The organism is Limnohabitans sp. 2KL-51, from assembly GCF_003063645.1.
Classification (GTDB): domain Bacteria; phylum Pseudomonadota; class Gammaproteobacteria; order Burkholderiales; family Burkholderiaceae_C; genus Limnohabitans_A.
Genome location: NZ_NESJ01000007.1, coordinates 39,907 through 54,129, shown reverse-complemented (window position 1 = coordinate 54,129; position 14,223 = coordinate 39,907). Strand labels below are relative to the sequence as shown.

The 14,223-nt window shown below is 59.1% G+C and carries 3 protein-coding genes (1 of these 3 only partly in view); all 3 read left to right on the top strand.

Annotated elements, in window-relative coordinates; all coding sequences use genetic code 11:
• The first annotated feature begins 74 nt into the window (after window positions 1–74).
• Tightly spaced (each overlapping or abutting the next), the 3 genes in view from B9Z49_RS08765 to B9Z49_RS08755 form a layout consistent with a single transcriptional unit that may run on beyond the window.
• A complete protein-coding gene (locus B9Z49_RS08765; RefSeq protein WP_146188508.1) occupies window positions 75–449 on the top strand; it encodes a hypothetical protein in 375 nt (124 codons plus the stop codon).
• Window positions 449–2,161 carry a ShlB/FhaC/HecB family hemolysin secretion/activation protein gene (locus tag B9Z49_RS08760; protein WP_108353074.1) on the top strand — a complete coding sequence of 571 codons (1,713 nt, stop codon included), beginning with the start codon at window positions 449–451 and terminating at the stop codon, window positions 2,159–2,161. The genes B9Z49_RS08765 and B9Z49_RS08760 overlap by 1 nt, the downstream gene beginning before the upstream one ends.
• A protein-coding gene (locus tag B9Z49_RS08755; protein WP_108353073.1) for an autotransporter-associated beta strand repeat-containing protein crosses the window boundary here: on the top strand, window positions 2,161–14,223 show its 5' end (the start). The gene runs 14,985 nt beyond the window's last position; 12,063 of the gene's 27,048 nt are visible here — the first part of the coding sequence; the start codon lies at window positions 2,161–2,163; its stop codon lies off the right edge, out of view. Before B9Z49_RS08760 ends, B9Z49_RS08755 begins: the two co-directional genes overlap by 1 nt.

Genomic DNA, 14,223 nt, shown 5'->3' with positions numbered 1-14,223 from the left:
AAAATGAAAGTTTTGCTAATTTTTTGGGGTGACTGCCATGGTTGATAAAGGTGAGATGGATGATGGACAGAGGCATGACGGGCAAGCCACACGAGGCAAGCAGCTTGGAAACTGAGCAAGCTGAGTCATCTCCTGCACCTCAAGAGGGCAAATCCATCACGGGGCGTGGTGTGTTTGTCGTCCAAATTGTCAGCGGTGGCGTCGCTGTGCGATCCAGTATGTTGGTAGAGGGTGACCGTTTGGTCGAGATGCCAGCGATTTTTCCGGATATCCATTACGCCATGGCTCAAATCGATGAGCTCAAAAACTTGGTAGCGCGTCACTTTGCCGAAGCGGCGCAATTGGGCGTCCAAATGATTGCGGCCCAAGCCAAAATTCAGGCCCAATCGGCGGCCACAAAGGAAGAACCATTACAAGCCAATACACCGACAGTTGTGGAGAATGCTTGATGAGAGAAATGGCTTTTGAGTTCATCCGCAGGGCCATTTTGCTCCTGGGCTTGGCTTGGACCCCGTGGCTTTTGGCGCAGTCCAGTCCCAACGTGGTGCCGGACGCTGGATCCATTCAGCGTGACATCCAAAAGTCGATGCAGCCCAAAGCACCGGTGCAGACCCAACCGATCGCTGTTCCCGCTGCGCCTGTGGCGGCATCAGGGGGTGTCACGTTCAAGGTTCAGCGCTTTGACGTGCAAGGCGGTCAAGTCATGGGAAAGAAAGCCATGGATGCCGTGCTGGCACCTTGGTTGAACCGTGAACTGGATTTGACCGAGTTGCGCCGATTGGTGCCTGCCCTTGAAGAGGCCTATCAACAACTGGGCTGGTTGGCGCAGGTGAGTTTGCCACCTCAAGACATTCAAGACGGCGTGGTGCGCGTGGTTGTGTTGGAGGGCTTGATGGGCGTGCTTGAAATCGTGGACCGTTTATCGCTGCCGATTTCTCCCGATCGCGTTGAAAAAACCTTTGGCCAGGCTTATGTTCAAGGCAAGCCACTGAATTTGCGGATGCTGGAGGGTGCCTTGAACGTGGTCCAAGCGTTGCCGGGCGTCGATGCCAGTGCCTCCCTCAAAGTCGGCAGTACCCCCAACACCACCGATGTGGTGGCCACAATTGTGCAAACGCCCGCATTGGACGGGTCAGGCTCGCTGGACAATTGGGGCAACGCCCGCACAGGTTCTGACCGTGCCAGTTTGAACCTCAATTGGAACAACCCCAGTGCGCATGGCGACCAGTTGTCAACCAACCTCATGGCCACACAAGCCGTTAACTATGGGCGTTTCGCCTACAGCGTGCCTGTGGGCTACAGCGGTTCTCGTCTGGGCCTGTCGTATTCCAACATGCGCTACCAATTGTTGGGGGGCGTCAACGACCCGGTGGTTTCTGGCATCGCCCTGACCGAGGGTGTCGACTGGAGCCGGCCCTTGTTCTATTCGCGTTTGATCAGGGTGGCGGCATCAGCCCAGTTCAACCGCTCACGTTATGCCGACACCACCAACGGCTATGAGTCTAAGCGCCAAGTCCAATCGGGTGTCTTGGGCTTGTCGGGTGAGTGGACTTCAGCCAAAAAAGCCAGCGCTTTTTGGCGCATGGGCTGGACTTATGGCGAGGTGGATCTGTCGGCCAATCCATCGAATCAAAAAGCCGACGCTGAAGGACTCCAAACACAAGGTCGATACCACAAACTGAACGGTAACCTGACCTTGGTTCAGGTGATGGACAGCGGCCATCAAGGGTGGCTCACCTTGAATAGCCAGCGCAGTTTTAAAAACCTGGACTCTTCAGACCGCATGTCTTTAGGGGGCGCCCAAGGTGTCAGGGCCTATCCCAGCTCGGAAGGCTCGGGCGATGAGGCCTCCACGGCCAGTCTGGAATGGCGCATTCCCGTTTCCGAGCGTTGGCAGTGGCAGGTGTTTTACGACTGGGGGACGGTGCGCATCAGCAAGCGTCCTGTTGTTGACAATTTGCCAACACCTAACCGCTACAGCTTGAGCGGCTGGGGCGCAGGTTTGAGTTACCAGCTGACCCCATCCACCGCCCTCAAAGCCGTGGCGGCACGCCGAATTGGCGGTAATCCGGGTGCGCGCTTGTCGGAGTCGGGCATGGTCGAGAACGACAGATCGAGTCAAAAAAGCCGTTACTGGCTCAACTTGGTTAACAGCTTCTGATGACCCATCCCTACCGCCTCGTCTGGAACAAAGCCCATGCTTGCTGGGTGGCGGTCAGCGAGTGCGCGCGCAGTTGTGGCACCTTGGGCTCTTCGGTCAGCCGGGTGATTCGCCGACGCTCTCAATCGCAAGCGAAAGAGTGGTTTGGTTTGTCTCCGCCTGCGCCCCCGCTGCCTCGGCCTGGGCTATTGGCTTTCGGTATGTTGGTGGCGTTGGCGATTTTGATCCCCTCATGGGGTGAGGCGGGCGAAGTCGCTCCCACCACTTTGCCAAAGGGTGCATCGGTTGCGGTCGGTTTCGCGGCAATCCATCAAACTGCGGCCAGCATGACGGTCCAGCAAACCAGCCATGCTGCTGTCATCAACTGGAGCAGTTTTGACATTGGCTCGGCGGCTTCGGTGCGGTTTGTGCAACCCAGCGCCACGTCCAGCGTGCTCAACCGGGTCGCGGCTGGTGCCGAGTCGCAAATCATGGGCAAGCTCAGCGCCAATGGCCAGGTCTTCTTGCTCAACCCCAGTGGCGTGGTGTTTGGCGCAAGCGGTCAAGTCGACGTGCGCGGTCTGGTGGCCAGCACCATGCGCATGAGCGATCAGGATTTCATGAACGGCCAATACCGCCTGGAAGGCGGCCAGGGCGCAGTGATCAACCAAGGCCAACTGACGGCGCTAGAGGGGGGCATGATTGCCCTGCTGGCACCCGAGGTGCGCAACGAGGGCATCATCCGGGCCAAGCTGGGCAGGGTGATGCTGGCCGCCGGTGAGGCCATCACCCTGACCAATTCCGCCAGCGGCGTGGGTGTGGTGGTGGACCGGGGCGCCATAGCCGCCCTGATTGACAACAAGGGCTTGGTCAGTGCCGAAGACGGCACCGTGTTCATGAGCGCCCGCGCCGCCAGTTCATTGGCGCGTGCCGTGATCAAGAGTTCTGGCAGTGTGGAGGCCAGCAGCGCCACCCGGGTGGGGGGCGTGATACGGCTGGATGCAGGTAACCATGGGCAAGTGGAAGTCTCTGGCAAATTGGATGCATCGTCCTCTGCCGGGCCGGGCGGTCAGGTGATCATCACCGGCAACGCCATTGCGCTCCAGTCTGGTGCCAGCCTCTTGGCCACTGGTTCAACCGGGGGCGGTACCGTGCTGGTGGGCGGTAACCGCCAAGGCCAAGGCGACTTGCTGCAAGCCCAAACGGTGAATGTGGAGGCGGGCGCGAACATCGATGTCTCGGCCACTGATCGGGGCGACGGTGGCACAGCCATTGTGTGGAGCAACCTCAGCCAAGGTTCAACCACTTTCAACGGCACCATTCTGGCCAACGCGGGGCCCCAAGGTGGAGATGGTGGTTTTGTTGAAACCTCGGGTGCGCAACTTGCCGTAGGCATGGACGCTGTGGTGCGCACCACCTCTGCGCTGGGACAAGCGGGTACTTGGTTGCTCGATCCCTACGACATCATCATCAGTGACAGCCAGACGCTTTCCGGTGCACCTTATGGGAACTCATATACCGCCACCAGCGACACCAGCGTGATTCGGGCCAGCAGCATTGTGGCGGCCTTGAATTCGGGCAGTAATGTGAGCATCACCACCGGTTCAGCAGGCAGCCAGAGCGGCAACATCGACGTTGAAAGCGACATCATCAAGAGCAGCGGTGCAGCCTCCACGCTCACTTTGACGGCGGCCAACCAGATTCAAGTCAATGCCGGTGTGACCATTGGCAGCACCGGAGATGCGCTGCATCTGGACCTCAACCCCAGCGGTTCCAGCGGTACGCGTAAGTTCGATGGTGTGTTCAGCGGGTCGGGCAGCTTGACCAAGAGTGGCTCAGGTACCCTCACCCTCAGCGGCGCCAACACCTACACAGGGACCACCACGGTGAGTGCGGGCTCTTTGGTATTGGCTGGCGGCAGCGCCATTGCCAGCACGGGCGCGGTGAATCTGAGCACCCCAGGGGCGAACTTGACGCTCAGCGCATCGCAGACGCTGGGCTCATTGACTGGGGTGTCGGGCACCACGGTGAGCTTGGGCAGCAACACACTGACCACGGGCGATGCAAGTAATACAGGGTATGCCGGTGTGGTCAGTGGTTCGGGTGGTTTGACCAAACAAGGCAGTGGCACTTTCACTTTGAGCGGCGCCAACGATTACACGGGTGCCACCACGGTGAGTGCAGGCACGCTGGCCTTGTCAGGCGGCAGCGCCATTGCCAGCTCCAGCGCAGTGATTTTGAACACCGCGGGCGCAAATTTGACGCTCAACGCGAATCAAAATGTAGGCTCCTTGACCGGTGTGGCGGGCACCAGCGTCACCCTGGGCAGCAACTCGCTGACCGCAGGTGATACCAACGACACGACATTTGCCGGAGCCATCGGCGGCACAGGTGGTTTGACCAAAACCGGTGCAGGCACTCTGACGCTGTCGGGCGCCAACACCTACAACGGCGGCACCACCATCAGCGCGGGCACCTTGCAGTTGGGCGAGGGCGGCAGCATCACGGGCAACGTGCTCAACAATGCAACGATCAGTTTCAATCGCACCACCGACGATTCTTTTGCTGGCGTGATCAGTGGCAGCGGGGCCATCACCCAGTCAGGCACAGGCACCCTCACCCTCAGTGGCGCCAACACCTACACAGGCACCACCACCGTGAGTGCGGGCACACTGGCCTTGTCGGGCGGAAGCGCCGTGGCCGACACCAGCGCAGTGATCTTGAGCACGGCGGGCGCGAATTTGACGCTCAACGCCAACGAAGCCGTGGGCTCGCTCGCCGGGGTGGCAGGCACCACGGTGACGCTGGGGTCGCGCACACTGACCACGGGCGATGCGAACAGCACTACATTTGCCGGTGCGATGGGCGGCACAGGCGGTTTGACCAAACAAGGCAGCGGCACTTTCACTTTGAGCGGTGCCAACACCTACTCAGGTGCCACCCAATTGAATGCTGGCACCTTGGCACTGGGTTCAAGCGACGCATTGGGTGGTCTGACATTGATCACTGGCAACACCAACACCATTGGTTTTGCAGGTGGAGCGCTGCAGTTCTCGAACAACAACAAATCTGACTACTCCAGCAGATTCATACGCGCTGTCAATCAAATCATCAAGATCGATACCAACGGCCAGAGCGTCACACTCGCCAGCGATTTATCGGGCACCCAGTTAATCAAGCAAGGTGCAGGAACGCTCACGCTCAGCGGCGCAAACACCATGGTCGATGGGACCCTGTCTTCCAAGTATGAGATCGCCAGAGGCACGCTCTCTTTGGCCTCGGCTGATGCGCTGGGCAGCAGCGCAAGCATCAGCTTTACCGGCGGCACCTTGCAGTACACCGCCGTCAACACCACAGACTACTCCAGCAGATTCTCAAGCGATGCCAATCAATTGTTCAGCATCGACACCAACGGCCAGAGCGTGACGCTGCAAAGTGCGCTGACCAGCAGCGGCTCCAGCCTGACCAAGCTGGGGTTGGGTACGCTGACACTCTTAGGCACCAACACTTACGACGGCGGCACCACCATCAGCGCGGGCACCTTGCAGTTGGGCGCGGGCGGCAGCAGCACCAGCAGCAGCGGCAGCATCACGGGCGACGTGCTCAACAATGCAACGCTCAGTTTCAATCGCTCCAACGACTATTCTTTTGCTGGCGTGATCAGTGGCACCGGGGCCATCACCCAGTTGGGCGCAGGCATCCTTACCCTCAGTGGCGCCAACACCTACACAGGTTCCACCACGGTGAGCGCAGGCACACTGGCCTTGTCGGGCGGCAGCGCCATTGCCGACACCAGCGCAGTGATCTTGGACACGGCGGGCGCAAAGTTGACGCTCAACGCCAACGAAACCGTGGGCTCGCTTGCCGGGGTGGCAGGCACCACGGTGACGCTGGGGTCCTACACATTGACTGCTGGCGATGCGAACAGCACCACATTTGCTGGCGTCATTGACGGTACGGGTGGCTTGACCAAACAAGGCAGTGGCACTTTCACTTTGAGCGGTGCCAACACCTACTCCGGTGCCACCACCTTGAATGCCGGCACCTTGGCACTGGGTTCAAGCAACGCATTGGGCGGTCTGACATTGAACACTGGCAACACCAACACCATTGGTTTTGCAGGTGGAGCGCTGCAGTTCTCGAGCAGCAACAAATCTGACTACTCTGCACGTTTCAGCACGGCAGCCAGTCAAGCCTACGCCATCGACACCAATGGTCAGAGCGTCACCTTGGCCACTGCCTTGACCTCCAGTGGTGGCAGCTTGACCAAGCTGGGCAGTGGCACCCTGACCCTGAGTGGTGCCAACACCTACAGCGGCACCACCACGATCAGCAGCGGCACCTTGGCCGTGAGCGGCAGCTTGTCGGATACGACGCAGGTCAACGTGGCATCGGGTGGCGTTTACCGGGTTGACGTTGATGACACCGTGGGCAGCATAGAAGGCGCGGGCAGCATCACCACCGGAGCGGCCAGTGGCACGGTGACCCTGACTGCTGATGTGGATGTGTCACTGAGCAAAACATTCAGTGGGGTGGCCTCCGACGGGGGCAGCGCCAAGTTGGCCTTGACCAAATCGGGTTTGGGCAGTTTGACGCTGTCTGGAGCGAACACCTACACGGGCACCACCACGGTGAGTGCGGGCACCTTGGTGTTGGCTGGCGGCAGCGCCATTGCCGATACCAGCGCAGTGATCTTGGGCACAGCGGGCGCGAATTTGACGCTCAGTGCCAACGAAGCCGTGGGCTCGCTCGTAGGGGTGACAGGCACCACGGTGAGCTTGGGCAGCCACACACTGACCACGGGCGATACGAGCAGCACAGAGTATGCCGGTGTGGTCAGTGGCACAGGCGGTTTGACCAAACAAGGCAGCGGCACCTTCACTTTGAGCGGTGCCAACGATTACACGGGAGCCACCACGGTGAGTGCAGGCACGCTGGCCTTGTCGGGCGGCAGCGCCATTGCCAGCACGGGCGCGGTGAATCTGAGCGCCTCAGGGGCGAGATTGATGCTCAACGCCTCGCAGACACTGGGCTCATTGACTGGGGTGTCGGGCACCACGGTGAGCCTGGGCAGCCACACACTGACCACGGGCGATGGGAACAACACCACATTTGCCGGAGACATCGGCGGCACAGGCGGTTTGACCAAACAAGGAAGCGGTACTTTCACTTTAAGCGGTGCCAACACCTACACCGGTAACACCACCGTGAGTGCAGGCACACTGGCCTTGTCAGGCGGCAGCGCCATTGCCGACACCAGCGCAGTGATCTTGGGCGCAGCGGGCGTGAATTTGACGCTCAACGCCAACGAAGCCGTGGGCTCGCTCGCAGGAGTGGCAGGCACCACGGTGACGCTGGGGGCACACACATTGACTGCTGGCGATGCGAGCAGCACCACATTTGCCGGTGCGATGGACGGCACGGGTGGTTTGACCAAAACCGGTGCAGGCACGCTGACACTGTCAGGCACCAACACCTACACCGGCGGCACCTTGATTGAAGGTGGCACAGTAGAGCTGCGCTCGGCCGTCGCATTGGCCAGCTCTGGCCTCACAGTCAACGGCGGCACTTTGGATGTGGGCAGCCAAAACCTGAGCACGGGTGCCGTCAGCATCGGCAGCACTGGCGGCGGCATCATCGCCACAACCGGCGTGATAACCGGCAGCAGCTACACCTTCAGCAACACCAGCGGCAATAGCGCGACTGTGTCAGCCATTTTGGGCGGCACGGGCAGTTTGACCCAAACTGGCAGCGGCACCACCACACTGTTGGGCGCCAACACCTATTCGGGTGGCTCGGTAATCAATGCAGGCACGCTGGCCTTGGGTTCAGCGGGGGCCATTGGCAGCAGCGGCACCATCAGCTTCGCCGGTGGTACCTTGCAGCACTCGGGCAACAACACCCTCGATTATTCCGCTCGCTTTAGCACCGCGAACAACCAAGCCTACAAGATCGACACCAACGGCGTAAACGTGACCTTGGCCACCGCGCTCACCAGCGAGGGGGGAAGCTTGAGCAAATTAGGCGCAGGCACGTTGACGCTGTCGGCCGTCAATACCTATACAGGCACGACCACAGTCAGTGCAGGTACGCTGGCTTTATCGGGTGGCAGTGCGATTGTTGACACTGGTGAAGTTATTTTGGACACGGCGGGTGCAAACTTGTCGCTCAGCGCCAATACGACCTTAGGGTCCTTGTCCGGTGTGACCGGCACGAGCGTGTCTTTGGGCAGCCACACGCTGACCACAGGCGATGCGGCCAACACCACATTTGCCGGTGCGATGGGCGGCTCAGGCGGTTTGACCAAACAAGGCAGCGGCACCCTGACGCTGTCGGGTGCCAACACCTTCACCGGCACCACCACGGTGAGTTCAGGCACCCTGGCCTTGGGTGCCGCTGATCGGTTGAACAACGCCAGTACCTTGGCGATTGCCGGGGGTACTTTGGACTTGGGTGGCTTTGGCAACACCGTGGCCGGTGTGCAGCAAACGGGCGGCACGATCAGCAATGGCACCTTGACCAGCACCACGGCTTTTGACATGCGGGCTGGTTCAGCCAGTGCCGTATTGGCTGGCGCGGTGGGATTGACCAAAACTGGCAGCGGCACCATCACCCTTTCGGGCAACAACACCTACACGGGCGGTACGACGCTGACCGCTGGCACGCTGGTGCTGGGATCGGCGGGGGCCATTGGCAGCAGCGGTACGCTGTCTTTTGGCGGTGGCACGCTCAAAGCCTTCAACACCACAGATGACTCAGCCCGATTCAGCCAAGCCGCCAGCCAGGTCTACAAGATCGACACGAACGGGCAGAACATCACTTGGGCGACCCCGCTCACCAGTTCGGGTGGCACTTTGGCCAAGTCAGGTTTGGGCACACTCACACTGACAGCCAACAACACATTCAGTGGTGCAACGACGGTCAGCGCAGGGACATTGCAATTGGGCAATGGCGCTTTGAATGGCAGTCTGGTGGGCAACATCACCAACAACGCAGCACTGATTTTTAATCAAACCAGCGACAGTGTTTATGCCGGCGTGATCAGTGGCTCCGGCAGCTTGACCCAATCGTCGAGCAGTACCGTCAATTTGGCGGGCGCCAATACCTACACAGGCAACACCACCATCAGCACAGGCACCTTGGCGGTGAGCGGTGGCCTTTCAAATTCGACACAGGTCACTGTGGCCAATGGTGCGGTTTATCGCTTGGATGCCAGCGACACCGTTGGCAGTATTGAGGGCGCGGGCAGCATCACCACCGGGGCCGCCAGTGGCACAGTCACCCTGACGGCCAACATGGCCAGCAGCAGCTTGATCAAGACCTTTAGCGGGGTGATCTCGGATGGCGTCACGGCCAGTTTGGCTTTGGCCAAATCTGGCGCAGGCAAGCTGACCCTGACCGCAGCCAATACCTACTCTGGCGGAACCACCTTGACGGCGGGCACCTTGACATTGGGCAGTAGTGAAAGGCTGTTTAACACCGGTGTTTTGAACATCAGTGGCGGTACGTTCGCACTGGGCACTTTCAACCAAACCGTGGGTTCGCTCAACCTCACGGGTGGTCAAGTCACAGGCACCGGCACGTTGACCAGTTCGAGCTATGTGATCAACACCCCCGTGGGCGACATCACCACCTTGGACACCCTGATCACAGGCACCACTCAGATCAACAAAACCGGCGCTGGTTTGCTGATCTTGACCGGCAACAACACCTACACCGGCGGCACGGTATTGACGGGTGGCACCTTGAATCTGGGCAGCGCCAATGCGATTGGCTCCACAGGCCTCATCAACTTTGCAGGCGGCACATTGCAATTCAGCGATGCCAACACCACCGACTACTCTGCGCGGTTCAGCACGGCCAACAACCAGGCTTACAAAATTGACACCAATGGCAAGGACATCAGTTTTGCCGCGGCCCTGAACAGCACTGCCAGCACTTTAGACAAACTGGGTGCAGGTACCTTGACCCTGACCAATGCTTCGCGATTTGCCAGCAGCACGGTGGGCGCCACCACCATCCAAGCCGGTACTTTGGTGCTGCGAGTGGCCGACCCTAAAGCCATCGATGCCGCTGCTGTGATCAGTGGTGCGGGTACCTTGGCAATTGAAAACAGCAGCGCCACTGGTTTCACAAATGCTGTCACGCTGAGCAGTGATTTGTTGTTCAACACGGGGGGCTCTTCGCTGGGTGGTTTGACCATTGGCCGCACAGGCAACACGGCAAATTTGCTTGTTGACGCTTTGCCAACGGGGCTGACTGTGACGGGCAGTCAATCGTATTACGGCGGCACGGTCACGATTCCCACCAATGCCAACGCCAACATCGTGACCCGCAACAACGCGGGTGTGTTGACCTTGTCAGCGCAGACCAATGTGTCCATCTTGTCACCTGTCAGGATCACGGGCACGGGTGGCGTGGCCATTGAAACCAGTCAAAACTCTGCAACGGGTGGCACGGGCAACTACAGTTTGGGTGTCAGTTCCAGCGGCTTTTCAGGCAGTGTGACCTTTGTTAACCCGACGGCGGTGGATGCGACTGGCGTCACCATCGCCAATGAGACCTTCACCACCCAAGACGGCAGCAACAGCAGCAATAAGAAAACCTACACCCTGATCTCCAGCTTGACAGCGCTCAAAAACGCCAGCACCTCAGCCAACTTGGCCTTGACCGGCGACCTCAATGGCGCCAGCTTTTTCATCACCAATGCAGATGCGTCCACCACGCGCTATGGCAACGTGATGACGGGTAACTATTCGGGAACGTTTGCCGGACTGGGTCATTCCATCACAGACCTCTCTTTGACCAAGGCAGATTGGTACACGGGTATCTTTGCTCAGACCAGCAATGCCACCCTTCGTGACCTCAAGGTGAACAACGCGAGCATTTTGGGTCGGCACATGGCGGGGACTTTGATCGGTGCTGCCGGCGGAACGACCACCTTGTTGAACCTGTTGGTCACCAACAGCACGGTGGGCCTTCAAGCAGATGGTCACTATTGGACGGGTGGTTTGGTCGGCTATGTGGACGGCGGCACCATCAACAACGCTTGGGTGAACAACACCACGGTGACTGGCTACCACCAAGTGGGGGGCTTGATCGGGCGATCTCAGTTGGTGGCCAACAACATCCACAACATCGCCAGCAACGTCACGATCCTCCACAATTCCCATGTGGGTGGATTGATCGGTAATGTAGATTCTCGCAGCGCAACCTTGTCCAATTCCAGTTCGACGGGCAATGTCACCAGCAACCACAATGAAGTGGGCGGACTGATCGGCGCGTCCTCGGCGCCGATCACGGCTTCGTTTTCCTCTGGTGCCGTGATTGGTTCGAGTTATGTGGGCGGGTTGGTGGGTCGCAGTCATGACGACGGCACAACATGGGCGAATGTTTACACCACGGGCAATGTGACGGGCGCAGATCAAGTGGGCGGACTGATTGGTCGCAACGAATACAACTTGACGCTCAATCTTTCACGCGCCTCAGGCACTGTGCTCAGCCACAGCAACAATGCGGGTGGTTTGATTGGCTACCAAGTATCGCGAACCCTGAACATTAACAACAGCTATTTCAACGGCACCAGCGTCACGGCGGGCAGCCACTATGCCGGTGGCTTGGTGGGCAACAGCAATGGTACGGTCAACTTCAGCGATTCGTATGTCAACACCACCACCATTCAAGGTGGCGGTGAGCGCATAGGGGGAATCATCGGAACCTCCAGTGAGCCGACAAGCTTTAACAACGTTTATGTATTGGCCGGAACGGTTCAAGGGAGTAATTTTGTGGGCGGCTTGATTGGGTACTCCAATCAGACCACCAATGTGACCAATTCCTACGCCAACATCACCAAGGCAGGTGGTGTTGGTGTTAAAGGTGATGGTTTTGTGGGGGGACTGATTGGCCGCTTTGGTGAGTACGGCAAAGTGGTCGACTCTCATTTCGCCGGGGCGATCACCGCGAACTACAACTATGGCGGGCTGGTGGGTTACTTCGGCATTGGGCCCTACATCAGCAACAGCCATTACGACATCAACAATTCGAAGATCAATGGCGCTGCCACGGTCACGATTGGCGGTTTGTTCAGTGGGCAATACAGCACCTGGTTCAATGGAGGGCTGCGCAATGGCTTGAACAGTTGGGATGCAACAGCCGCGACCGCTGCTTTTGGCGCTGTAGATGGCAATGGGTATTTTTCAATCGGTCAGGCCGATCTGGGCAATTTGCTGGCTTTTGTGGGCAACAAAACCGATGGCTCGCCCACCGGCCTGAAATTCAAGCTGAGCAGCAACCTCGACTTCGCCAGCGCGGCCAACCCCGTGGTTCCGTACATCCCATACTTTGGCGGGACTGAATTCAAAGGCAACGGTTTTGTCGTCAACAACTTCTCGTGGAACAAGCCCACCAGCAACGTTGGCGTATTTGGCGCGGTCAAAAACGGGCGTATTTTTGACTTCACCGTCAACAGTGTTCAATACGCCGGGCAGAACGGCTCCACCAATGCCATCAATGGCAGAGACTATGTGGGCACGGTCATCGGGTCCATGGACGGCGGCCAACTTTACAACACCCACGCCGTGCTGGGTGGCAGCATCAACGCCATCAATTATGTCGGTGGCGTTACCGGCAGTTTCCGATCCGGTCCTGTGGGCAATGTAACGTCGACACGGGCTTCCGGGGTGGTTGTGTCTGACGCCAGGGTGTTGGGCTCAGAGAGCTATGTGGGCGGTGTCAGCGGGTATTTCTCCAATGCGGCGCTCAAAACGGTGACCAGCACTTTGGATGTGATTGGCGGCGGCGGCGGCTACAACAGTTATGTTGGCGGTGTGGCAGGCTACGCCTACGGCACAGGCTGGTTTGACTTCAGCTCCTCGCGCGGCGTGGGCTATGTATCGCCCGGCACCATGATTGACGTGTCGTCCACGGCCGCCAGAGTGACCGGTGGCAACCAATACATTGGGGGTGTCTTTGGCTACGCCAATGCAGGGCCCGGTGCGGCCAATTGGTCGTCGACCGCCAACGTCACTGGGGGCGCAGGCTATGTGGGCGGTGTGGCGGGTAAAACAGACGCGTCTGACCTGACCAATGTTCACTCAACAGCAACCACAGTCACGCAAACCAGCAGCGATTACGCCGGCGGCTTGTTCGGCTATTTGAGCGTCAGCAGCCTGAACAACGCCTCTGCGATTGCCAATGTACAAGGCGGCGGCAGCTATGCCGGTGGCTTGATCGGTCATGCCTTTGGCGCCATCAGCAACGTGTCCGCTACCGGCAATCTGACAGCCCCCAGCAATGATTTGGGAGGACTGATTGGTCGGGCTTCGGCCGGATCGGTCTCAGCCGCTTTTGCCATCGGGAATGTCAACGGCAGCAGCACTGGTGGGAGTGACCGCGTCGGCGGTCTGATTGGTTATGCCGACACGAGTTCAGTCAGCAATGCTTATGCCACTGGAAATGTCATCGGTACGAGCAACGTGGGCGGTTTGATAGGACGTGCCGACCGTGATGTGTCCAATACCCGGGCCAGCGGCAATGTCACCGCCACCGCCAATGACGCGGGGGGGCTGATCGGTTGGTTCAACGGTGGTTACACGGTGAAGGATTCGAGCGCTTTCAACGCAAACGGCACGCCCACGGTTTCCGGTGTCGGTTATGTCGGCGGTCTGATCGGTTTGGTCGACGATGTCAATGCCAAAGTCCTGGGATCGTATTCCAACTATGCCGTGACCGGGAGCAAAGACTGGGTGGGTGGCTTGGTGGGCCACTTGGACGGCACCATTGCCAGCAGCACCACAGCCCAACCGACGGCGCGCGGCAGTTTGCATTCCTATGCATTGGGCTCGGTGAATGGCCGCTACGATGTGGGTGGTCTGGTCGGTCGCTTGGCCAGCAGCGGTGTCATTGAAAACGCTTATTCCAGTGGCAACGTCAGCGGCGACATGAACGTGGGTGGGTTGCTGGGCTTTTTAACCCCAGGCGCCTCGGTCACCAATGCTCACTTCAACATGGGCGCCGTGACGGTCTCGAGCTTCACCAGCGCCAGTCCGACTGTGCGTGTGCCCCTGACCGAAGCCACCGGTCTT

Excerpts from the sequence above, each read along its gene's own strand:
- B9Z49_RS08765 (WP_146188508.1), top strand. The coding sequence starts at position 75 with ATGACGGGCAAGCCACACGAGGCAAGCAGCTTGGAAACTGAGCAAGCT.
- B9Z49_RS08760 (WP_108353074.1), top strand. The coding sequence starts at position 449 with ATGAGAGAAATGGCTTTTGAGTTCATCCGCAGGGCCATTTTGCTCCTG.